This window comes from Lacrimispora struthionigena (assembly GCF_048627165.1).
Lineage (GTDB): Bacteria > Bacillota > Clostridia > Lachnospirales > Lachnospiraceae > Lacrimispora.
Window position 1 is genome coordinate 728,243 of the sequence record NZ_JBMBWP010000002.1, and the last position, 22,305, is coordinate 750,547.

At 36.1% G+C, this 22,305-nt stretch carries 26 protein-coding genes; 3 read left to right on the forward strand and 23 right to left on the reverse strand.

The genetic code is table 11. From position 1 onward, the window contains the following. Positions 1-16: 16 nt before the first annotated feature. From ACOAOT_RS12315 to ACOAOT_RS12400, 18 genes are all read right to left on the reverse strand, one after another. Positions 17-529, reverse strand: coding sequence for a GNAT family N-acetyltransferase (locus ACOAOT_RS12315; RefSeq protein WP_420217233.1), 513 nt, complete (start codon positions 527-529; stop codon positions 17-19). A 399-nt stretch (positions 530-928) separates the two neighbouring features. After that, complete coding sequence (locus ACOAOT_RS12320; protein ID WP_420217234.1) at positions 929-1,441, reverse strand: hypothetical protein; 513 nt, start codon at positions 1,439-1,441, stop codon at positions 929-931. A 40-nt stretch (positions 1,442-1,481) separates the two neighbouring features. Then, complete coding sequence (locus ACOAOT_RS12325; protein ID WP_420217235.1) at positions 1,482-2,321, reverse strand: GNAT family N-acetyltransferase; 840 nt, start codon at positions 2,319-2,321, stop codon at positions 1,482-1,484. Positions 2,322-2,395: 74 nt separating this feature from the next. Continuing rightward, on the reverse strand, positions 2,396-2,716 hold the full coding sequence (locus ACOAOT_RS12330; protein ID WP_420217236.1) for a hypothetical protein: 321 nt from the start codon (positions 2,714-2,716) through the stop codon (positions 2,396-2,398). A gap of 14 nt (positions 2,717-2,730) precedes the next feature. Next, positions 2,731-3,984, reverse strand: coding sequence for an HAD hydrolase-like protein (locus tag ACOAOT_RS12335; RefSeq protein WP_420217237.1), 1,254 nt, complete (start codon positions 3,982-3,984; stop codon positions 2,731-2,733). Positions 3,985-4,010: 26 nt separating this feature from the next. After that, positions 4,011-4,589: a GNAT family N-acetyltransferase gene (locus ACOAOT_RS12340; protein ID WP_420217238.1), complete on the reverse strand. Its 579-nt coding sequence runs from the start codon at positions 4,587-4,589 to the stop codon at positions 4,011-4,013. A gap of 5 nt (positions 4,590-4,594) precedes the next feature. After that, positions 4,595-5,347: a methyltransferase domain-containing protein gene (locus ACOAOT_RS12345; RefSeq protein WP_420217239.1), complete on the reverse strand. Its 753-nt coding sequence runs from the start codon at positions 5,345-5,347 to the stop codon at positions 4,595-4,597. Between the two features lie 42 nt (positions 5,348-5,389). Next, a complete protein-coding gene (locus ACOAOT_RS12350; protein ID WP_420217240.1) occupies positions 5,390-6,025 on the reverse strand; it encodes a CatA-like O-acetyltransferase in 636 nt (211 codons plus the stop codon). Between the two features lie 56 nt (positions 6,026-6,081). Next, positions 6,082-7,020 carry a GNAT family N-acetyltransferase gene (locus ACOAOT_RS12355; protein ID WP_420217241.1) on the reverse strand — a complete coding sequence of 313 codons (939 nt, stop codon included), beginning with the start codon at positions 7,018-7,020 and terminating at the stop codon, positions 6,082-6,084. 58 nt (positions 7,021-7,078) lie between these two features. Continuing rightward, on the reverse strand, positions 7,079-7,885 hold the full coding sequence (locus tag ACOAOT_RS12360; RefSeq protein ID WP_420217242.1) for an Nmad3 family putative nucleotide modification protein: 807 nt from the start codon (positions 7,883-7,885) through the stop codon (positions 7,079-7,081). Between the two features lie 60 nt (positions 7,886-7,945). Next, positions 7,946-8,458 (reverse strand): GrpB family protein, encoded by a 513-nt coding sequence (locus ACOAOT_RS12365; RefSeq protein WP_420217243.1) that lies wholly within the window; start codon positions 8,456-8,458, stop codon positions 7,946-7,948. A 13-nt stretch (positions 8,459-8,471) separates the two neighbouring features. Continuing rightward, positions 8,472-8,900, reverse strand: coding sequence for a GNAT family N-acetyltransferase (locus ACOAOT_RS12370; RefSeq protein ID WP_420217244.1), 429 nt, complete (start codon positions 8,898-8,900; stop codon positions 8,472-8,474). Between the two features lie 90 nt (positions 8,901-8,990). Further along, positions 8,991-9,581, reverse strand: a complete 591-nt coding sequence (locus ACOAOT_RS12375) for a nitroreductase family protein (protein ID WP_420217245.1) — start codon at positions 9,579-9,581, stop codon at positions 8,991-8,993. Next, a complete protein-coding gene (locus tag ACOAOT_RS12380) occupies positions 9,582-10,058 on the reverse strand; it encodes a GNAT family N-acetyltransferase (RefSeq protein ID WP_420217246.1) in 477 nt (158 codons plus the stop codon). Positions 10,059-10,083: 25 nt separating this feature from the next. Next, positions 10,084-11,133: a hypothetical protein gene (locus ACOAOT_RS12385; RefSeq protein ID WP_420217247.1), complete on the reverse strand. Its 1,050-nt coding sequence runs from the start codon at positions 11,131-11,133 to the stop codon at positions 10,084-10,086. A gap of 46 nt (positions 11,134-11,179) precedes the next feature. Beyond that, positions 11,180-11,878, reverse strand: coding sequence for a carbon-nitrogen hydrolase family protein (locus ACOAOT_RS12390; protein WP_420217248.1), 699 nt, complete (start codon positions 11,876-11,878; stop codon positions 11,180-11,182). A gap of 44 nt (positions 11,879-11,922) precedes the next feature. Further along, a complete protein-coding gene (locus ACOAOT_RS12395) occupies positions 11,923-12,846 on the reverse strand; it encodes an alpha/beta hydrolase family protein (protein ID WP_420217249.1) in 924 nt (307 codons plus the stop codon). Positions 12,847-12,885: 39 nt separating this feature from the next. Further along, a complete protein-coding gene (locus ACOAOT_RS12400) occupies positions 12,886-13,485 on the reverse strand; it encodes a histidine phosphatase family protein (protein WP_420217250.1) in 600 nt (199 codons plus the stop codon). A 277-nt stretch (positions 13,486-13,762) separates the two neighbouring features. Between ACOAOT_RS12400 and ACOAOT_RS12405 the strand changes: the two genes are divergently transcribed. Further along, complete coding sequence (locus ACOAOT_RS12405; protein WP_420215797.1) at positions 13,763-14,929, forward strand: IS110 family RNA-guided transposase; 1,167 nt, start codon at positions 13,763-13,765, stop codon at positions 14,927-14,929. Positions 14,930-15,181: 252 nt separating this feature from the next. Here ACOAOT_RS12405 and ACOAOT_RS12410 read toward each other — a convergent pair whose 3' ends face one another. Both ACOAOT_RS12410 and ACOAOT_RS12415 read right to left on the reverse strand, forming a co-directional pair. Continuing rightward, positions 15,182-15,760: an AAA family ATPase gene (locus ACOAOT_RS12410; RefSeq protein ID WP_420217251.1), complete on the reverse strand. Its 579-nt coding sequence runs from the start codon at positions 15,758-15,760 to the stop codon at positions 15,182-15,184. A 54-nt stretch (positions 15,761-15,814) separates the two neighbouring features. After that, the gene (locus ACOAOT_RS12415) at positions 15,815-16,606 is read right to left on the reverse strand and encodes an RDD family protein (RefSeq protein WP_420217252.1); all 792 of its coding nucleotides are present in this window, start codon (positions 16,604-16,606) and stop codon (positions 15,815-15,817) included. 358 nt (positions 16,607-16,964) lie between these two features. Between ACOAOT_RS12415 and ACOAOT_RS12420 the strand changes: the two genes are divergently transcribed. Beyond that, the gene (locus ACOAOT_RS12420; protein WP_420217253.1) at positions 16,965-17,720 is read left to right on the forward strand and encodes a ferric reductase-like transmembrane domain-containing protein; all 756 of its coding nucleotides are present in this window, start codon (positions 16,965-16,967) and stop codon (positions 17,718-17,720) included. Between the two features lie 8 nt (positions 17,721-17,728). Here the strand turns inward: ACOAOT_RS12420 and ACOAOT_RS12425 are convergent, their stop codons facing one another. Continuing rightward, positions 17,729-19,042: a hypothetical protein gene (locus ACOAOT_RS12425; RefSeq protein ID WP_420217254.1), complete on the reverse strand. Its 1,314-nt coding sequence runs from the start codon at positions 19,040-19,042 to the stop codon at positions 17,729-17,731. Between the two features lie 269 nt (positions 19,043-19,311). Here ACOAOT_RS12425 and ACOAOT_RS12430 point away from each other — a divergent pair, with 269 nt between their 5' ends. Beyond that, positions 19,312-20,307, forward strand: coding sequence for a lipocalin-like domain-containing protein (locus tag ACOAOT_RS12430; RefSeq protein ID WP_420217255.1), 996 nt, complete (start codon positions 19,312-19,314; stop codon positions 20,305-20,307). Positions 20,308-20,374: 67 nt separating this feature from the next. Here the strand turns inward: ACOAOT_RS12430 and ACOAOT_RS12435 are convergent, their stop codons facing one another. Further along, the gene (locus ACOAOT_RS12435; protein ID WP_420217256.1) at positions 20,375-20,947 is read right to left on the reverse strand and encodes a hypothetical protein; all 573 of its coding nucleotides are present in this window, start codon (positions 20,945-20,947) and stop codon (positions 20,375-20,377) included. Positions 20,948-21,148: 201 nt separating this feature from the next. Further along, positions 21,149-22,153, reverse strand: coding sequence for a lipocalin-like domain-containing protein (locus tag ACOAOT_RS12440; protein ID WP_420217257.1), 1,005 nt, complete (start codon positions 22,151-22,153; stop codon positions 21,149-21,151). Positions 22,154-22,305: the final 152 nt, after the last annotated feature.

The window sequence follows — 22,305 nt, forward strand, 5'->3', positions numbered from 1 at the left end:
TTCATCAAATTCTATTTTAGCTGATACTGATCCAATATCTTTGCTCCATAATACCCTCAACCAAAATTTCATTTTCAAGTACACCACCATTGTTCACTATACTTTTTGCAGAACCTATATTCTTTTTATCACATACCATTAAAACTTTATCCAGTCCAATTTTTTTGCACTCTTCAAGGGCAAGAGCAATCATCCTGGTAGCAACTCCTTTTCTTCTTTCCGAAGGCCGTACTCCATCCCCGATGTGTCCACCATTTAGTAACAAAGATTCATTTAAATAATGCCTGATATTAACTGATCCAACAAACAAATCTCTTTCTTCGTCCAGGCAAAACAACGTAGAATATGGTACATATCCATCTTTCTCTGCATTATTATCTAAACAGTTAATATAATTATCAAAATCTTGATAATCATATCTTGCAATTGCACTAGGAACGATTTTTTCACCTGAAGCATACCATTCTTCCATCATATCATTTAAATGCAATTTGTAGCTCTCATTTAATTTTACTAATCGCAATCTCATTTTCAAAACCTCTCATTTTAAATTTTCAAATAATAATACATCAAAATCTGCTTAACAGCAATATCATTGTAATAAAACATTAATAATCGATCTACTATGATTGTGAAACAAAGTATTTTATACTTATTTTAAAAAAGGAGGTTTCTGTAAAGATGATTAACTACTTTCGTTGGTCTTCATTGACGTGTGTATATACTACAGATGATAAAAATCGGATTCAGGAAACGCTTTACGAAAACAAGATTCCCTTTAAATTAAGTGTAAAGGACTTATCCATTAGAAATAAGTTCGATCTACCTTATGGGAGTATCGGTACTAACAGACTAAAATTATCCTATGAATTTTATGTAAAGAAAAAAGATATTGAATTTGCACTGCACCTGATAAAGTAATTTTTATTTATGAACCTTCTGGCTCATTATAGGCATACCAATCCGATTCCGGCAAGCCCAATTCACGCAAAATGCCATTCAGGTAGCCAATATTATACATGATATGTCTTATTTGCCCAATAATTACATCTGCATAGGTGTATTGCGGGTTGTTGCCAAAAACGGAAGTCCCTAATTTTTCATCATTCAGATGATCAAATACTCCTGTGGATTTTATTTGAATTGCATCAAGATACTGTCGCATTTTTTCTTTTGATATAAACAATCCATCATAACTGGCTGCGTATAAGTCTGTCGTGTAGGCATCATCAAAAACCATTGTACGCCATTCACTGTCGTCATACTCCTCACGCATCCAGAAATCAATATAATAAACATAATGAAAAACCTGCTGCCAAAAGGGCACTTCATTATATGATGAAGCCCATATTTTTTCCGGACAAATGTCCACAAGAATAACAGCCATATGAAATGTTGAATCGAACTGATTTCGCAAAGCCTCTGTTATTAACTTACTCATTGTATTCCCCCCTATATGATATATATAATAGATTACCTTTTTAGGCACGTGACAACATTGGAAACATCACCTGATTGTCCCTAAATATATTCTCTTTACCATTTAGCACAAATAAGTGATTGTCTTCCTCTTGTGATTCTTCAATTGTATACCCATGTTTTAATTCCGGTGTAAATCCCAGACACACATGATCTGTATCATCATTAGCCACAATACCTAAAATATCATCCAGCCGGTTATTGGCATCGGTAAAAATATCATAACAAATGATCTTGTTCTTCTCATGTTTAACCACTGCAACAGCATCATATTGTGGGATATAATAAATATCATTCTCCCTAAATTGTATACAATGAAATACAAACTGACTCAGATTATCCACTTTTAGTTCGGAATATGGATTTCCTTTCCCATAACTTTTAATTAATAATTCCCAGTCTTTCGGATCTTCTATATTAAGCTTTCTATATGTCCCCTCTGATTTTAAAATGGGCTTGCTATATTCAAATTCTTTGTATTCCTCAAAATTAAACTTAGGATAAAAATCAACAACGGAATCATTTGATAGTAAATAAACTGCATCGCATTTATTCACCCAATCGGCTAAAACGTTTTCCATCAGATAGCGATTTAATCCTTTTTTTCTATACTCAGGCAGAGTCATAACAGTGCTGATTTGTACATATCTCTTTTGTTGGCCTTTCCAGTTTATATCATTCACACATACTGCAACACTTGAAACTGCCGTATCCCCATGCATAATAACATAGGGGATATAACGGTTATCCATATAACCGGATTGATACCACTTTTCATATTTTAGTTTGTATATATCTTTTGAAAGCTGAAAGTAACGGTTCCTTGTAAATTCATCTTCCATAACACGATCAATATAATTATATGCTTGTCCTTTTATAATACATTGCATTACCAATCCTCCCCCGCATCACTGTATTACTCCTTAAATGGATTCTCACTATCCGTTACCTCTTGTATAATCACAATAGGATCAGATATTAATCCATATTTGTCATCCTCTGGATAAGTGACAGCAATTCTGGGATTATCTCCAGCAAATGCGATCATGCTATCCATTGAATCCCATTTAGTACACAAGAAAAAATGAGCATATTGATCCTGTTCAATTATCTCTAAATAGGCTCCCTGATTGCCTTTTATCGCAAGAGATTCTTTTACACCTGTTTCGTATTCATATTTTTCAAATTCATCTTTCATGTTTAAAGGAACCATTCCATGCCAAGTTCTTGAAATCATGGTTTATATCACTCCTAACCTATTTTATCTTCACCTTTTATTATGAAAGGCATATGGTAATTGTTGTTATCTACCAATATATCACAATTTTCTTTTGGTTTACACTGTTCCAGGTACTTCTTTTGAATAGGAATATACTTATTTATATATCGATTGAGAAATTCTGGTCCATATTTTGGTATATCCCTTATTTGGGCTCTTTTAAGCACCTCATCAAAATTTATATCTATAAATATTTTCAGATCAAAATAAGACAGTAATGGTTCCCGAAACAATAATACTCCCTCCAGGATTACAACGGTATCTTTGTCAATGGAATAAGTGATCTCATTTATGTATTCATCTTTGTCCAAATCCAGACATTGCACTGTTTTATTTATATGCCCAAATTGTTTTAGTGGAAAAAGTACTTCAGAAAGTAACTGGTCATAATTGAACGCGTTATAATAATAAGCGTCTATATCGTTTTCCCCCGCACTTCTCACTGCTCTTGTATTATGGAAATCATCAATGTGAATTACTGTATTCTTAATCCCAACGGCTTGCAGATATGTTGATAGTTCTTTTGAAAAACTCGTTTTTCCTGACGTATCAACGCCATTTACACCGATAATTCTTATTAGTTCCCTTTGTATATTCTTTTTAATAGTTTCGTATATTCGGCATCTGTGAACAATAAGCAGTATATCTGCTGGCCTGTCTGCAGTAAAATAGATCTCATTCCATGTACCTTCTGCACCATATCCATATCTGCAAAATATAAATGATGACCTGACCTGTTTGGAAGCAGCATAATCCGTTTCTGTATCACCAACAACAATAACAGAATCTTCATCTTCATTTATTTTCCTTATTGCCTCGGCCTTACCCGAATAGGTTCTGGAACTGAACTTTTTTTCAAAGAAATGATCTATGCCTAACGTTTCTGTCACTACATTAATATATTCCAGACTGCCCGATGAACAAATATATAGTTTATCTCCTTCTGCTCTCAGTGTGCTCAATAGCTCTTTTATCCCTTCATAACACACCCCGTCACTTTTCACAGCTTCCCGTTCACATTTTCTAAAATACTCCAGTATTTCAACCGTCGTCTGCACACCAAATACTGACTGTAAAAACTGTTCAGACGGCAGACCAATCATATGCATTATGTCTTCCCTGTTTCTATATGACAATCCGAATCTGGCAGAAGTTTTTTTCACGGCAACAAGGATAGATTTTTCTGTCATATATAAAGTACCATCTAAATCAAAAATGACTTTCACTTTATTTATGCAACCTCCATGACTTTTTATATATGGGATTCACCGGTATAAAATTCTGTTCTGGTAATGGAATATACGCTTGTTTTTATGTTAATCTGATCGGTATATTCCTCACGTAATGACATCCCCATCTTTTCCGCTACTTTTCTTGATGGAATATTGGTCGACTTCTGATACGAGAAGACCTCGTTAAAATTAGTGTTCTTAAAAACATACCCCAAACATGCTCTTGATGCCTGGGAAGCATATCCTTTATTCCAAAAATTCTTATTAATATGATAGCCGATTTCTGGAAACAAATTTCCATCACCATAGATATTTTGCATGGTAATACCGCAATCACCAATAAATTCATTGGTCTCCTTTAAAATAACCGCCCATAATCCAAAACCGTATTTGTTATAATTATCAAGATTCCAGTTGATCCACCTTCTTGTCTGGTCCTCATCAAATTCACTTGTATAATACTGCATGGTCTCTTTATCGGATAATATCTGATGCCAGGCATCAAAGTCAGCCATTGTCAGCTCTCTTAATGCAATCTGATCTGTTTCTATAATATATTTCGTCACCCTGTTTTGCTTATTAATCGCTATATATTCCATAAAAATCACCGCCTTGCTACCAGTGTAAATTCTCCTGGTACACTTTTATTTTTCCATGCAGGGTGCTCATCAAATCGGGACAACGTGAATCCTGTCGTTATAACTGAATTAATTATTTCACTGATCGTGTATTTTCTATAACTGCATAAAGGCATCTGTTTCCGAATTTCATCTGGGAAAAATCTTGCATGAGCCATCTCACCTTCAAATACATCACCTGAAAAATAATTCATTGCGGGCAGCTCTAGCCCTAACATATCCGCTATCTTTTGAAAAGGGTGGAAATCACTGCATATAAGCCTTCCATTTGGCTTAAGGAGCTGATACATTACTTTCATAAATTGGTCAAGATCATGAAAATAGTGAAGGATTCCGCCCTCCATGAATACCACATCAAAAGAATCTCCGTATTTCTTCATGTCAATTTCCAAAACATCCCCAACAACAAAATCAATTTTTACATTTGCAGCATCTGCTACCTCAAGTGCGTATCTTTTATTGTCTTCTGATATATCAAAAATTGTTACTTCTGAGCCCAGAATTGCAAGAGGGATTGCTTTCTTCCCACATGACCCACATATATTGGCCACTTTTATATCTTTATAAGTTTCAAAATAATCCGCATACCGTTTCAGCATACCCCTTGGGTCTTCCAAGTCCTTTTTTGCCCTGTCTTTCGGTTCACCTGAATTATTTATCCAAAAATCATATGCATTATATTCCCATGCTTTCTTATTTTGTTGACAATAATCTTCCATGTAACCCTTTCCCGTCTCCTCTTCGTTTAATTAATTTAAGGTTCAATCCTGAATTCCGTTTAAATAATTTTGTAACGAATCCACCAATTTCCCAATATGTATTCCGTCTACAAATGAGTGATGAACCTGAACAGAAAAGGGAAGTATCTTTTTTCCATCTCTGTCAAAATATTTTCCCCAATCAAACAATGGAGTGGCATTATCCTTTTTACCGGAGTTTGTATGTGAAATATGAGTGTACGATACCCATGGCATTGGAGAAAACTGAAATACATCATTTCCAAGGGGTCCGGTGAAATAGTCCTTCTGATCTTCAGCTTTCCTGGCTGCTACTGAATTATATTGTTCCAGTGTGTCCTGCATCTCAACATTGACAACTTTAAATAGCTCTGTTTCTTTATTCAAATAGGTAAAGGCTGTGTTAATTTTGTCATATAGCACTATTTTGCCATCAAGAAAGCGATATCGAAATTCTACAATGTCATTTGCACATCTAGAAACGATATAGATGAGGGATAGGGTAAAGGATAGATCTTCTTTCCGAACTTTCTTTAAGAAATTTGTAATATCCAATTCACAGGTGACACAATACGATGGTTCTATACTGTTTCTAAATACCTGGCAATGGAAAGCTCTTTTCCAATTGGTTTCATCAATAATCTTATATGGATTTGACATAATATCTATACCCCTTTCTTTTTACCTATTATATAATTGTTTGGTTTTTCAAGAAATCAGAGGATACTATTCTTCCAATGCGTCCATACAATTCCGTCAGAGTAACCAATTTTCTTATAAAATTTGTTCCCTCCGCCAGTCATATGAGTTGCACCAAGCTTCTTCATTCTTTCATAATGTTTCGATAATGCAACCGCTGCCAATCCCCTGTTTCTATATTCTGGTATAGTGCATAAGGGCTCCATATAAGCCAGTTTATTTTCCTTAACCCACCACATTCCAGAGTAACAAACATATTCTTCTTCCTCGTTCGCAATAATTATATCAAATTGGGGAGTTGCATGAGGCGCCGGACACATGACACCTTTCCTCACACCATTATATCCCTTCTGTGGATTCCAGCTGGTTCCGCAATCAGCCTCTTCCCAATTTTCAAACGGACCTTTATCCTGCTCATGGTCAAATCCTTTCCAGCAACACCTTGCCAGTTTTACGGGATCAACCTCACTCTCCTTTACGAAATGGAAACCTTCCGGCAGCTGATAGGAAAGTTCATTTTGAAAGTCGAAAATAAAGTCGTGCTCTTCATGAACCTTATGATATCCTCTCTTTGCCACTGCATCAATCAGAGATTCCTGTCCTTTAAATAAAATGAATTGTCTCTGATTATCAAAATTCGGCATATATTCTTCAGCGTAATCTAATAGTTCTTCCACTAATTCTTCATAGCCCGGACGAAGATTAAAAAATATATTAGTAACAGGCGATTCTGTGAAAACAAATGCTACAACTTTGTCTCCATCAAACCAGATACGATTTAAGTACTGATATGAAATGTCCATCCATGTTGATGTGATGGCATATTCATAAAAAGGAGCTGCCACACCATTGCTGAAATTGCGTCCATAGATTTCCACCATGAAATCCCAAATTATATTAATGTCTGTTAATATCTGAAATTGTTTTGTCTTTATATTTCTATTATATTCTTCCATACCTGCTTTCTCCTGTACAATATTATATTTTCACGATTCACTCCCATAATATTACTTATTATTGTATCAGATCAGTTACCCATATTAATGCATCATTACTTGCGTTAAAAACGAGTTCCTGCCAGATCCCTTGATAATATAAACCATTTGTTTTTGAAGAATTTTTTCTTTTGCTGCCAATTATATGTTGTGGTTGCAGAAAAGCTTTGTCCTGCCAATCCGCTGCAGTAGTTCCATCTTTTGTTAGAACTCTTTTATTGCTATAATTCAAAACACCATACCCCTTCTTTTCTGGTATTAATGACAAGTTTTTGGTAGGTAAGTATAGTGCATTATTTGGATTACCAATCCTTTGGCTACATGCATGTGGATGCCAATAATAACTTTTAATTTGGTCACTACTATTTAATATCTCACCAACTTGCATATACCCAAATATAACATGAAGTATACTGCCCTGATAAAAATTAACCTTATTTTTCTTCTCATATTTAAATTTACCATCGGACAAATTGACACTACGGAACCGTCCAAAGAATAGAAAAATATCCCCTATCTCCACTTTTGAATTTCTTAAATAGCCCTGTGAAGCATCTATTTGTCCAAAAGCCGGCTTCCAATCCTTCACCTCTCCTCCTCTAACATATTCCCTAATATCAGGATCTACATGGCATGAATTTACTCCCTTATAGCCCAGATCATTTAATATCTTTTTATATGTATAATTATTATATATTAATCCATCATATGTATCTGAATCATCTGATGGTATCGGTAATGATAATAATGTTCCATCTGGCATTATAGGACTTGGGATTCCACCATTGCTTCCATCGAAACCTTTTCTAGATAATATAAATTTCATAATATTCCTTTCTTCTGAACTGACTCATAAAACTTTACTGCTAAATTCTTTGCTAACTTCCTAAATTTTGCATTTTTGATATATTCTCTCTATAATCGAATTTTTATATTGAATATAGCCTTCAATATCATCTGGATACAACGCTGCTCCTTCACGCTTAACTTTACTATATTCCTGAACAGCATCATAATGCATACGAAGATAATCCCGGAAAGCAAGATGCCGTTTTAGTTCTTTTGAATTTTGTGGACAAACATACAGATGATGAAGCATGAATTCTGGTTTATTTTCATAACGAAAAGCCTCTCGCCCTTCAATACCAAGGTTTCCTTCATATTTATAGCCTATATTCTCCAGTTTATTGATGACTTGAGGCAGGAGTTTATTATCGGAAATAACAACATCAATATCAATAATAGGTTTTGCCCATAATCCTTGTACCGAGGTACTTCCTACATGTTCAACTGATACTGTCAGTTGACCTAAGACCTGGATAATTTCCGTTTTGATTTTTTCAAATTCTTTTGGCCATTCTTCATTATAGGGAATAACTAAAACTTTTTTTGTTTTCATATTTAATCTCCGTTTATAACTGTTTCTTTAATGTATAAAGTCTGATATCATCCGGAAAACCGTCGACTTCCCCACAAATAACATATCCTTGCTTTTGATAAAAAAGTGGAGCTTGAAAAGAGTATGTTGTCAGATGGGCAATCTGGCATCCAGCGGCTATTGCTTGATGTTCAATCTCTTCCAATAAACGTGATGCTATTTTTTGACCTCTATATGATTCCTGCACCCAAAGAACTTCTATTTCTAAGGAGGATAGATAAGTAGATCCGGATACACCTCCCACAATAACTCCCTTTTCATTTCGTGCTATATTCGTAAACTCTAAATCTGGTACTTTTAATTTACCGTTTGTTCTTTTCATATTGTGCTCAAGCAAACCATTTATACGAACTGAATCTAAAAACTCCTGTTCATCACAATTATTGTAAATAGTTATAGACATTTTCGTCACCTCCATTATACCTATGTAATACATCAAATCTGCGCCTCACTGATAAAACTCTGGTAATAGCACCTTATTTTATAATCAAATTCAATCACGCCATTCAAGAATATCATCTAACCTTTTTCTGGGTCTCGCATGAGGATCTTCATCTGCATATCCTACTGTCATTGCAGCAAAAAGCTCTCCTTCAACATTTAGCCAATCGCTTATTTCCTTGTATGCAAAATATGTATCGCAAATCCATAAGCTCCCCAGTCCAAGTTCAGAAGCTGTGAGCGCCATATTCTCAACTGCTGCACCGATCGACTGAGCATTACAGATTTCGTAAATACGTTCTTCAGGTTTTAATGAAGAATAAATATCTAAACCAAGCGAATTAATAATAAAAATGACAACAGGTGCCTGTTCCATTATTTTCAAAGTATATTCTGCACTATTGAGATACTGCGCGCTTTCTGGAAGTAGGGGAAACTCCTTCTCTCTTATTAATCCTTTCCCCATAGCTGCAAGCATATCCTTCTTGGCATTGCCAGTTACTACAATAAATTTCCATGGCTGTCGGTTTTTAGACGATGGTGCAAGGATCCCTGACTGTAAAATTTCCTCTATCATGTGTCTGGGTACATCTACTCTTTTATAATTTCGTATACTACGTCTGTTTATAATAGCTGATAACATTTAACGCTCCCTCTTAAGATAAACCATATCAACCAGTTGTTTTCCATCTTCAAACATTGGGTGATCGTAGTTATCTACAAAAAAGTTTATTATTCGGTGTGATTCTGTAAAGCCACATTTTTTATAAAAAGTAAGCGAAGAGGGAACATCTCCTGTCCCAACAAGCATCATGTTACAATCCGTATAAGCGGAAAACAGGAACTCTATCAGACTTTTTCCATAGCCTTTTCGTTGACAATCAGGTGAAACAGCTATGTTTTTAAGCTCATAAACACCATCATCTTCTTTTGTAATCACACATTCAGCTTTTATGCCATTATCCTCCAAAACGAACATTTCACCACGCTCAAGATATTTATCTATCATATCTTCCTGCTCGTCGGCCAGCAATAACAAGTCTATATATTCCTTTTTGTTGTTTGTAATTTTCCTTATCCTTCTATTGTCAGTATAAATTTCTGCGTGATCCCATGCCATATTAAGCTCCTCCTCAATTTCTTATTCATTTCTTTTGTAAGCATGACACTTCTTTATCAAACCATGTTACAATGTCATTTCGCAACGATAGAACAGAATCATTTAGCGATATGGGAATACCACGACAACCTCCGTCACAATGACCGATAATTTCTCTTTTTCTGCCGCAGCCATACCCCTTTGCAATCAGTTCCTGCAATATTGGAGAAAATGTTTTTATGGTGTCTGTGTATTCATCTGTCTTTGTGGGTTTCACATTAATATGATATCCGTTGTTCAGAGAAGCGTTGATCCCCCATAAATCTTTGCGTTTATAACAATACTTTATGTAGATATGAAACCCTTTTATTTCCACAATGCAGGTAAATCCTTTATCTATATAACGCTGATGCAATTGCAGAATAAAATCCCGTACATCTGCGGATAAAGGCTTTATCGTATCCTGCACGATGGTAAGCTCATTAGTTTCTTCTTTTTTCAATATTCTGTAATCACAGCGTAAAAAAATATCCTGATTTACAAGAGTGCCGTAGTCAGTTTCGGCAATTGCCATAACCTTTAGGCCTGTCAGCATAAGGGGATCTTTTGGATATGTAATCTTTATAGTTTTGATGTTTGAGATGTTCTGTTTTTTATTGTTTAAATCTATACCGTTAATACAAATACCACAATCAGTAAGAAAGCGAAGACATTCAAAGTTTTTGGTAACGGACAGTTTATCAACTAATATGTTGTTTTCACAAATAAGGGAATTGGAGCTATCAACTGACTTGCCATAATAACCTATGTTCATAAGTATAGTTCTTACATCGTGCAAAAATGGATAATACACGGAGAGAGTAGTTCGATTTTCATATTCATGGGCAACTTTTTTGCTATTGTCATAATCATTGCCTTTGACGTATAAAGAATCGTAAAGCTGCACCAAAAAGGCTCTAAACGCGAGAACCCCTTCATATAGGTTTTCATCCATTGTAACATTTTTAAACACAGGATTAATCGCATATGCTTCGTTGGTTCCAGGCACCATTATTTCTTTTAAATAGTTTGCCACATCCGGAAGCGTTTTTCTCATGTGGTTACCTCATAATCGTAATTCCTTGTATTTTTAAATAATGATTCTATATACTACCTAAATTTGTAAATAATTCTGGTACTCTGTCTTCCCAATATCCAATGGTCTTTTTACCACATTCTTTTAGATCAATTTCTACAATAATATTTCCAGGAAGATTTTTCTTTTGACTAATGCACTGCCCTGACGGAGAAAATGCAAATGCTAATGGAATTTGTCCACAAAAATGGGAGCACCCTAATACAAATGTTTCATTCTCAATTGCTCTTGTTTTTGCAATTGTAACCCACTGTTCATATTGTAGCTCATTATACATACCGGTTCCAATTATGTTTAATAGAAATAATGGTTTATCAATCATCATCACTCTTGAAACTTCGGGGAAATGTATTTCATAACAAATGGGAATTCCAATTACACCAAATTTTGTTTTTACACAATGTATGCTGGCACCACGTACTTTTCCTTTTTGTTTTTCACCTTTTGTAAGGATACATTTAGTATATGTATCAGTAATAACACCACCTTCAATTACAAGTGCCTTTTGCTGCCCATTTTTATGATTGTCCTTAAATCCTGTGATCACACAGCTATGGGTATCTTTAAACATATTCAATGCGGCATAAATTGTATCGTTATTAAGAAATCCTTCAGGAAATACATAGAGGTCAGCATCACTTTTTAGCATTTTCGAAATTTGACTTAAAGTATTTTCTTTCTCAGGAAGAGCTAACATTATTCGCATATGAATCCTTTACAGATTAAGTTTTATTTATTCAATTATTAGTTTTATGTATCCATCAGTTTCGCATTTGAATCTATCCACTCTATAATAAAATCGAAACGCTCTTTCGTCAATTCATGACCACCTGGATATCTCTTGTGATACAGGTTTTTTAAAGCATCATATTCTAAATAGGCTTGGCTGGCTTTTTCAACAATATACGACGCATCTTTTGAATATTTATCATCTTCCGCCGAAACAATCAGCAATTGTCTTGGTGCAATACAAGATACTAAATCATATATATCATATTTACCATGAAAGTTCGGAATTACGCTTGCCATTTCAATTCCAATATTATTAATCATGCGATACTCATAAGTACAAGCACTACCACTTGCACAACTATAAGCAATTCGTTCATCTAACGCAGAAAGAAATAAGACAGTATTACCCCCGTAAGAATGTCCCAGAGTGCCAATTTTTTTGTTATTAACATATGTAAGATTAGAGAGCAATGTAATCCCATTCATGGCATCATTCAGCACTTTTTTTATCAAACATTCGCCTTTTATTATACGATAGCACATTTCATTAAAATGCTGCCAAAAGTCAAACCCCTCCACTTCTGGATCCTGACGTCTATCCTCAAAACATATCGAGTCAGGAGCTAACACAACAAATCCCTTTTTTGCCAATTCTGGTCCAAAAGCTTGCAAAGGATTTCCGGCCAGTCCACAAACTTCACTCTTTCCCAAATGATGTTCCCTGTTATGCTGGTGATTAATGAGAATAGCTGGATTTTTTTCAATTATTTCCGGAATTAAAAGAAAAGCAATGACTTTGTCTCCGAAAGAATCATACTCAATCAATTGTCTTGTATATCCATCTGCCTTAGTGGAATCCAACAGTTTATACTCAACACGAGGTATTGTAGTTGGAAATGAGATACCAATTGATTTTGCTATTTCATTTTTCAAATTTACCATATTACTTACCTCACTTATTAGGGCTCCACTCAATTTCCATTAGGATTTATCAGCTCGCTTTTTTCCTTTAAAATCTTTATGAATATAAATATGCTCTTTTAAATTAATAAGTTCCATTTTATCAAATTGAAGTTCAATAATGTATGGCATCCAATCAATTATTCGGAGAAAATCATCACAACCAAACTTTGGGTTGTAATAATTAAGAATTGAGCTAAGTGCTGTGCCATGAGTTCCAACCACAATAGTCTTACCCTCATTTTTACTGATTATCTCTTCTAATGCCGATATATTTCTTATCTGTACCATATTGATGGATTCCCCACCATCTTCGTGGAAATCCTTGTCAAGCCAACGTTTCTGAAACATTCCATAATTGTTACCGTCAATGCCTTTTTTTCTTTCACGAAGCCGTTCATCCAATATAATCTCTTTTTTGTGAAACGCTGCTGATTCTTTAATAGTTTCAACACTTCTTTTATATGGACTACAGTAAAAGACATTTATATTCTTTTCTTTTAAAAACTCATATACAATTTCTGAATCTTGCTGACCTTCTATTGTCAAAGGTCTGGTGCTGTCACCATCATTCCAGGTATGGTCTGGTTGCGCATGTCGTACAAAATAAACAATTGTCATAATTACCTTGTATGATAATTAGGAAGTTAATTATCACACGTTCCTTTCTTTTTAATATCGTGGTTATAATACATTCAGATACTGTGGACTTTTGATTTTTTCCTGTAGCTTTGACTACTCAACTGGAGTGTATTGCCGCTACCTTTATCTGAATTGTTTATATGCTGGATGTACCGGAGCACTTTGTTCCAATGAGTACTTATTTCAATCAAGTCTACGATGATAATCGCTGGTGGATATCACGGTATCAGATCTTACGAAAGGGAGGTACAACCTCATGATTTACGTTGGTATTGATATTGCCAAACTTAACCATTTCGCCGCTGCCGTTTCTTCGGAGGGCGAGATACTCATTGAGCCGTTCAAATTCACAAATGACGCTGATGGCTTCCAACTGCTGATTTCCAAAATCGAATCATTCGATAAGGACAGCACCATCATCGGTCTTGAGTCGACGGCACACTACGGTGACAACCTTGTTCGATACCTTGTTGCCAGTCTTTACAGAGTGTGTGTTCTCAACCCTATTAAGACGTCTCAGATGCGAAAGAACAACATTCGCAAAACTAAGACAGATAAGGTCGACACTTACGTTATTGCTAAAACTCTAATGATGCAGGATTCCTTACGGTTCGTCAGCTTCTATGATCTTGATCTGATGGACTTAAAAGCTCTTGGGCGCTTTCGCCAGAAAACGATAAAACAGCGAACCCGCCTTAAAATCCAACTGACGACCTATGTTGATCAGGTCTTCCCCGAATTGCAATACTTCTTTAAATCCGGTCTGCATCAGAATGCTGTCTATGCCCTTCTTAATGAAGCACCTTCTCCTAACGAGATTGCTTCCATGCATATGACTCATCTGGCAAATCTGCTCAAAGTGAAGTCTCATGGTCACTTTACAAAGGAGCAGGCCAAAGAATTAAGAGTTCTGGCACAGAAGTCTGTCGGTGCAAACGACAGCGCTATATCTATTCAGATAACCCAGACCATTCAACAAATCGAGTTACTGGATAGCCAATTAAATAAGATTGAAGCAGAAATGACGGACATCATGAATTTCAATGAATCAGTCATCATGACCATTCCTGGTATCGGATACATAAATGGCGGAATGATTCTTGGTGAAATAGGTGATATTCACCGTTTCTTAAGTCCTAACAAGCTGCTTGCTTTTGCTGGTTTAGATCCGTCCGTATATCAGTCTGGTAATTTTCAGGCTAAACGAACTCGTATGTCCAAACGTGGCTCTCGTGTACTGCGATATGCCCTAGTAAATGCAGCTTGGAACGTTGTAAGAAACAACGACACCTTCAAGGCTTATTATGATGCCAAGAGGGCAGAAGGCCGAACTCACTATAATGCCCTTGGGCACTGTTCCGGCAAGTTAGTCAGAATCATCTGGAAGATGCTTACTGACGAAGTTGAATTTAACCTCGAATAAGAGGTCTGTATACCAATATCGATAGATTTTGAAAAAGCACCCTCAGGGAGCTCTATTAAAGTTACCCTATTTTACCATCGATACGAAAAAGAAATTTTTTGCTGATTTATGATTGACTTTTCATAGCTGGTCTCCAATTCAAGAATATAATTTTAAGGCAGTTTCTGTTCCGTTTTTATATCGTAATATAATTCTATTGCATATTGCATATAACGTACCTCCATAAATTATCGAGATCACTTATATCTATTTTTAACTATTAATACTATCTGTTATTTTCTTCAGATTGTGTATCACAGATAATGTTCCATCAATTACAATGACAGGACAACCAAGCTTCATTGCAAAATCTTCAACTTCTTTTGAATCGCGATTTTTTACCATTTCCACAAATTCCATTTGCTTTGCGTTCATATCACCACCATCAAGGACTCTTGTTCCGAACCTTCTTTCTTCCCTGGTCTGAATTCTCTTTAATCTTTCTTCAAGTGGTGTTTGAATCCAGAAAGCAATATCAATGCGAGAAAGAATTTCATCACACCAATTTATTGTAACTCCAGAAATAATAAACCTTGGATGAGTCTTTATATTCTCCATAATTGCAGTTTGTACTTCATTCTTTGTTCTAGGGTTAGAAAAAGGCAATTCATCTAACTGGTCATTCTCAATTACATTGTTATTTTCTAACGCCAATCTTCTTGAATCTCTTTGCTGAGGAAAATAATAATCTTCCACATCCATCTCAAAATAACCTGTCTGTTTTGATAATGCATGTGTCAGAGTAGACTTTCCGCTCCCATTCAGCCCGAAAATAGCAATCCCTTTAACCATCCTTTTCCCCCCTCACACACATACCTGGGAAATAAAAACTTTAAAGATAAACGCTTATTTACTAAAATCCAGGTAAACTATTTCCCAATTACTATTAAGTTTTTTTTCCAATTTTATATGAACATGAGCAGTGTTCTCACTGCCTATGACCTTAATCGAGTAAATCGCTTTTCCGTAATCTCCGGAATAAGTAAGACTTCCACTAGGCATATAACCATAGCCTTCAATGTTTCCGACTATATTTGTAACTTCGGGACTTGCTTCTATGTAGCTTACTGCCGTTTTATAAGAGTCGTCATTTTTAAATATTGATGATATTCCAATTAAAAGTGAAGTTGCGAAAATTATTATGGTCAAAACCACTGGGACAACAATAATAACTATTTGGGGTTTCTTAGATACCCTGTAAACATTTGTACCGACTATCTGGTCGCCTAGTTTCGTTTTCTTCGCACCGCATACAAGAACCAGAAATTCAATAGGCCATGCAAACGTAAGAATATTTCTCAAAAAAAGCTTTGAAACAGATGGTATATCCGATGTATCCACATTACTTCTTACCGCCAATCCCAATGCACGTTTTCCAAGGCTTCTCCCTTTAATAATATCTTTTATACAGTAAACTAAAAATGCCATTAACATTAAAATCGGAAACATAGTCCATTCTTTTGCAGGATCGCTTTGAATATGGCTAAACACAAATAATATTAATGGATACACTAAAACCCCAACTATTATTAGATGATCAATTATAAATGCACCAATCCTTATTCCAATACCTGCTATTTCAAGCTCTACTTGACCAGATTCATAATTATTTGTCTCTATTTGATTGAAATTACTCATAAACATTTTTCTCCAATTCGTAATCTGACAATAAAAAATCCTTAACTAGTTTAGATTTCAATTGTTTTCAAATACCTATTCCCATTTTATGACAAATGGTAAGATAATTCAATCAACTAATATAATTTTATTTAAATTGATACAACATGCAAGAATCTTAATCACTTTTCTCCGTTAAACGCAATTATTTATCATTAACTCCTCCAATCAAAACTATGAGAAAAAAATGCCATTAACCAATCTTGACACCCCAATATTTCCCATGATATAGTTCGTGTTGATTAGTTTTCGCTAACCTCCGTGCAGCCATTTGCACCCACCTCCAACACTACCAAGAAAGGTTAAACGGCACATTTACATGATTTTCTTAATTGCGTTACTGGAAGCCATCTTATTTGTATTCTTTTTCAAAAATGCCATTCGCAAACACCCGGCAGTATTCTATGTACTATCTGTAGCAGTCATTGGATTTATCGTATGTTATACGAAACTTAACTTATACGAAGTCTTTCCGGAATGGACCTACCTCTATATCATTTCTGTCTTTTACAGAGGTGCCTTCTCCACTGCACTATTCGTCATTGTTATGTATATTGGCGCTTTAAATCCAAAAGGAAAAATAGTACGGACGCTGATGCCCATCAGAGGTTATTTGTCCATTATCGCCTGCCTGATTACATTAGCACATTCCTTTGCTTACGGGATCTATTACATAGCAGCTATTTTCAAAACCCCAGAAGAACTGGATTTTAGACAGATCCTTGCATTAATTCTGACAGTACCGCTCTTTTTAATTATGATTGTTTTAATGGTCACATCTTTTAAGGCAGTTAGAAAAAAGATGAAACCCAGGGTTTGGAAAAATGTACAGCGACTTTCCTACCCCTGGTTTGCCATCCTTTACGTTTACTTGATGGTGCTATTAATTCCAGGCATGCTGGAATCCCTGAACCCCGCTTCTGGTGTGGAAATGCTCTATCAGGTGAACTATGTTTTATCCGTATTGGTATACACGGTTGTGTTTGGTGCATATCTGATTCTAAGAATTAGGAAATATAAAAAAGACCAGCTTAGACGAAGACAGAATCTGCAAAAGTCTGCAGCTGCTGTCTGATCAGACTCCTAAAACTCCTTCCAAGCCTTTACCACCTCATCCTCCAGCCGGTTTGCAGTATCCCGGTTTAAGGGCATCACTCTGCCATGGTACTGATAGTAAAGGAGGTTTGACCAGAGAACTTCAAACCCACCCTTGTCATATTCAGTAGCTGTCGGTAGATAACTGGAACATCCATTTGTATAACCATTGAAAAATAACATGGGATTATTGCTTTTCTTCCAGATATTAACTGCAATATCAGACATGGCTTCATTTGGAACACCGCAGAGGCAGCCGTCATTGACTGGGAAAAACTGTATTTCAATTTCGGCCCTCTGCTTTTTCTCTCCCTTGTTCAGTAATCTCTCCACTTCCATTAACCACCCTTTACCATTAATCCTTCCCATTTCCCATGCTTCGGCAGCGATTTCCCCTGCCCTTTTCAATTCCGGAACATCAGCACAAAAAGAGGATTTTACCGAAAACATGGATATTCTGGAGACAGGCTCTGGTTTTATCAGGTTTACCACTGGATGAAGAGATTCACAGATGGCTTCTGCCATATCCTTCAATGCCTTCTGGCTCTGTGCTACAGATCTTTCTTTCATCTGAACACTGTTGTTCATTAAATGTTCCTCTGCTGGATGGATTTCCAAATAATCTGCATTTTCCTGACGGTATCTGGGTCTTACATCTCCGGAAGCCCCCTGCACCATTATTACATTACAGCCATAACTTCTCTCCAGAGCTTCTCTTGCCTCTCCAAAATAATCCGGTGAAATCAGGTAATTATCAGGCATTAGAACATTACAATGAGCAGTTACCCTGACTACAAGAACTTTTATTTTTTCCTGATTCTCTTCGCATATCTTTAGGATTCCAATTCGTGGATCAATTGGCTGATCACTCTCTCTTCGGTTAGTTCCAACCGTGTTTTCTGCTACTCCCCATCCTGCGTATACAGGCACCATGGATTCATCCGCTTTCTTAACCCCTGAAAGAACTGACTGGCACACAAAATCATAATATTCTTTTTCCACTGCAGCATTGGGAGCAGCGTGTGTATGGGAAAAACAAATCATGACCTGCTCCATTTTAGCTGACAGAATCTCTGCTGCCTTTATTCTTAAAAAACTGGTCAGCTCAACGGTAAAACCCAGGCTGTCAATTGTTATAAGGCAGAATCGTTCCTCATTTTTTTTAATTACAAGAATCTGGGCCTTTAAATCCTTCAAAACTCCCCTTGAGCAGTTGTCAATCCGTGCGTCATATCCTGCCATCTGTACCGGTTTTTCCGGCGTTATGATTCGTTCTTCATATCCCATATATGTCGGATCCATTTTTATTTCCTCCCCTTACGGCTTTTAGAGTTATTTTATCCCCGTCTTCTGAAAAATTCAATGTACCGTTTGTTTCTGTATTATTCTATATAAATAATTGTCTTCAACCAATAGCAAACAACGGCAGCCAGATTTCAACAAAAAACAATATTTGTAGTAATTACTACAGGCTTGCCTATCTGTTTCTTGATTTTATTTTCTTTATCAAATAAGATATGTTCATAGTCAAGCGCTTACTAAATAAAGAAACAAATGAGAGGAAGAGCCAAATGGATCATACAACAAAACAATCTCTTATAGAAAATATGCAGAAACCTACAAAAGGATTAACTCCACTGGTCAATCCAGTAAAAGATCTTATCTATAAAAAGGAGTACAATGTCAACTCCTGGTTTGCAATCGGACATTTTGAAACAGAGGGACATAAAATAAATTACCTTTTTCATTTGATGACACTTGAAAATACCGGATCTGAACCAATTATCGCGTCTATTATCTCATTCACAGATGAGACTACTGGCTGGTATTACGGAGAAGATAAAGTGTATCCGCTTTACTCTGTTACAATATCAGAATCAGAATTTAATATTGAGGTTCCCAATGGGTTTATGCGCGGTAATTTAGAAGAAATGCAGATTTATGCCACAGCTCCCAACATGGAACTGAATGTGAAACTAAAGCCGGTTGGATTCCCGATTTACAATGGCGGCACAGGCTGTTTCCCACTGAATGATATGACTGTATATCAATACTCCATTCCTACGATGGATACTGACGGAACCCTGACTATTGAAGGTAAAACCTACCATCTTGACGGTCTTACCTGGTTTGACCGCCAATGGGAAATGATGCAGAATAATAATAACAGCAATATTAAATGGAGCTGGATGGACTTAAATTTAAGCAACGGCGAGATCATCAGCCTGTGGTGTGCAGTTAACAACGGAGTTGAAACTTCATGGGCAACTGTCATGCATCCAGACGGAACCCAGACTGTTACCTATGCTGAGCCATTCTCCAAAGGAGAATCCGATTATTGGCTGAGTGAGAAATCCGGGCAATATTACCCCACGAAGTGGGTCATTGAACTGCCGGAATTTGAGGCACGCCTGGAAGTGACGCCTTCTCCAAGGCATCAGGAGATCGTATCTGTGATTCCGGCACTGCACAAATATGAGGGTGCAAGCGCAGTCACAGGCAGCTATCGCAAAGAAGAAGTAACAGGATATGGATATGTTGAACTTGTAGGAAACTGGTCAAAATAATAGATTAAGAAAGCAGCACCACCAATTCCTGATGAATTGGCAATGCTGCTTTTCTTAATTTGTCACCTCAATTGATACAACTCTTTTTTATTAACTGTATAATCTCATCAACCTGGCTTTTTAATTCTTCTTCACTCATTTCCCGGTTGCTGACCCACCAGAATAGTAATTGGGATAAGCCGGCGCAATAGAATTTAGCTATCACATGAATGGGAATCTTCAAAGAATAGGCTTCTTTTGCTGCTGCTATTGTTTTATATAAATATTTCTCAAATGCATTATCTGTTATTGTAAATAATTCATCTTTAAATCCTGTTTTTGTTATATTTGCAAGTACATTTCGATACCTGCTAATATAATGAATAATATTAGCAGACATGGCATCTGTATTAAAATCAAGAATATCATCCGGAATTAATCCTGAAACCATCTGCTCTGTGCCATAGCCCAATAAATCATAAATATCATAAAAATGATTATAGAAAGTAGTTCTGTGCACCTTCGCTATATCACAGATATTCTGTATGGAAATTTTTTCTATTGGTTTGTTTTCCAATAAAAAAACAAGTGCATTCCATATTTGATCTCTTTTTAATTGTTGATTATGCTTTCTTTTCACTGAACTGTCTTCTTTTGGCATAAATTATCCCATCCATCGTTTATTAATAAAATGAGTTTCTCAAATACTATAATTAAGATAATACCAGCAAGGATTGAAACTGTTGCTGCCTGAACCCTGGAAAAATCCATTATATCTCCATGTAATTATTTGGAAATAGCAGTAAATCAAAGAGATTGAGGCAACTTATATACCTCAATCTCTTTTCTGGCAGAAACAATTTCAATCCTCTCCACAAAGGTCTCCAATGGTTTCCACATCACATACATGGTTAATAGAACTTCCTTTATAAGTTCCCATGGCCTGGAACAGGCACTGGCATCCGGAAAGACCTTTATTTTCGCCTTCAACCACAAATTCAACATCCTCTGTACCCAGACTGGTTAAGGTTACATTAAAGTCTTCTTCCGGGACATTGATAACAATAGTACCGGGATATGAGAATCCGGTTTTCTTACTGGTCCAAATATTATCGTAGGTAATGTCAGCCTCAACATTTGCCTCTGTGCCATCCTCATGCAAAAATGTCGCAAAGCAGATACGCTCGCCTGGATTGTAAATATCTCCAAAAGAAGCGGCACCACGACCGTTCTTCAGATTGTCAATACCCAGCCACAACCAGGAAGCCCTTCCCGGAAGGAACTTAGGCGGTTCATCCTTTTTGTTAATATGACCATACTGACGGTCAAACCATGCATGACCATCTGTAATTTCATATGATGTATTATCGATTGTTACAATACCCTCCACCTGCATGTTCACAAATCCATATTCATACGATTGTATTGAACCAAAATCCAGAAGACCAGTAACACCCTGATGTTCGATTTCACCACTTGGTGTACAATGAACATCTATCTTCTGACCTTCGAATTCAAACTTCAAATCCATTCCTGTGTGATCACCTTTTATACCTCCATAGGGTGTATAAACATGAAATTTATCAGTATCTGCACCAGCAGTCTCAGAAAGCGGCAGCATAACATTCTTATGGATCCATTTGTTATCTGTTGCGTTCATAAATAAACTCTCCAGACTGTTCATATAAGTACCATCCGGCATTAAATTGATCATCTGATGCCATGTAAAACCAAGCTGTTTGTCTCCTGACTGAAACTCACATTTCAAATACCATGAATCATTGACCGACCATTCAATTCTGACAAGATCCTTTGTCGGATCAACTGCTTTGGGAAATCCACTGTTTATTAACAAATTTTTCCTCATATTATTGACCTCTTTCTGCAGACTCTGTTAGATATGCTATATTACAAGATTAATATTATGTTAATGTCAGTTTATAATATAGCAAAAAACGATGTTTAGCAATCTTCAATTATAGATATTTTGTCGTATTTTCACTTATTCGTGCTACATCA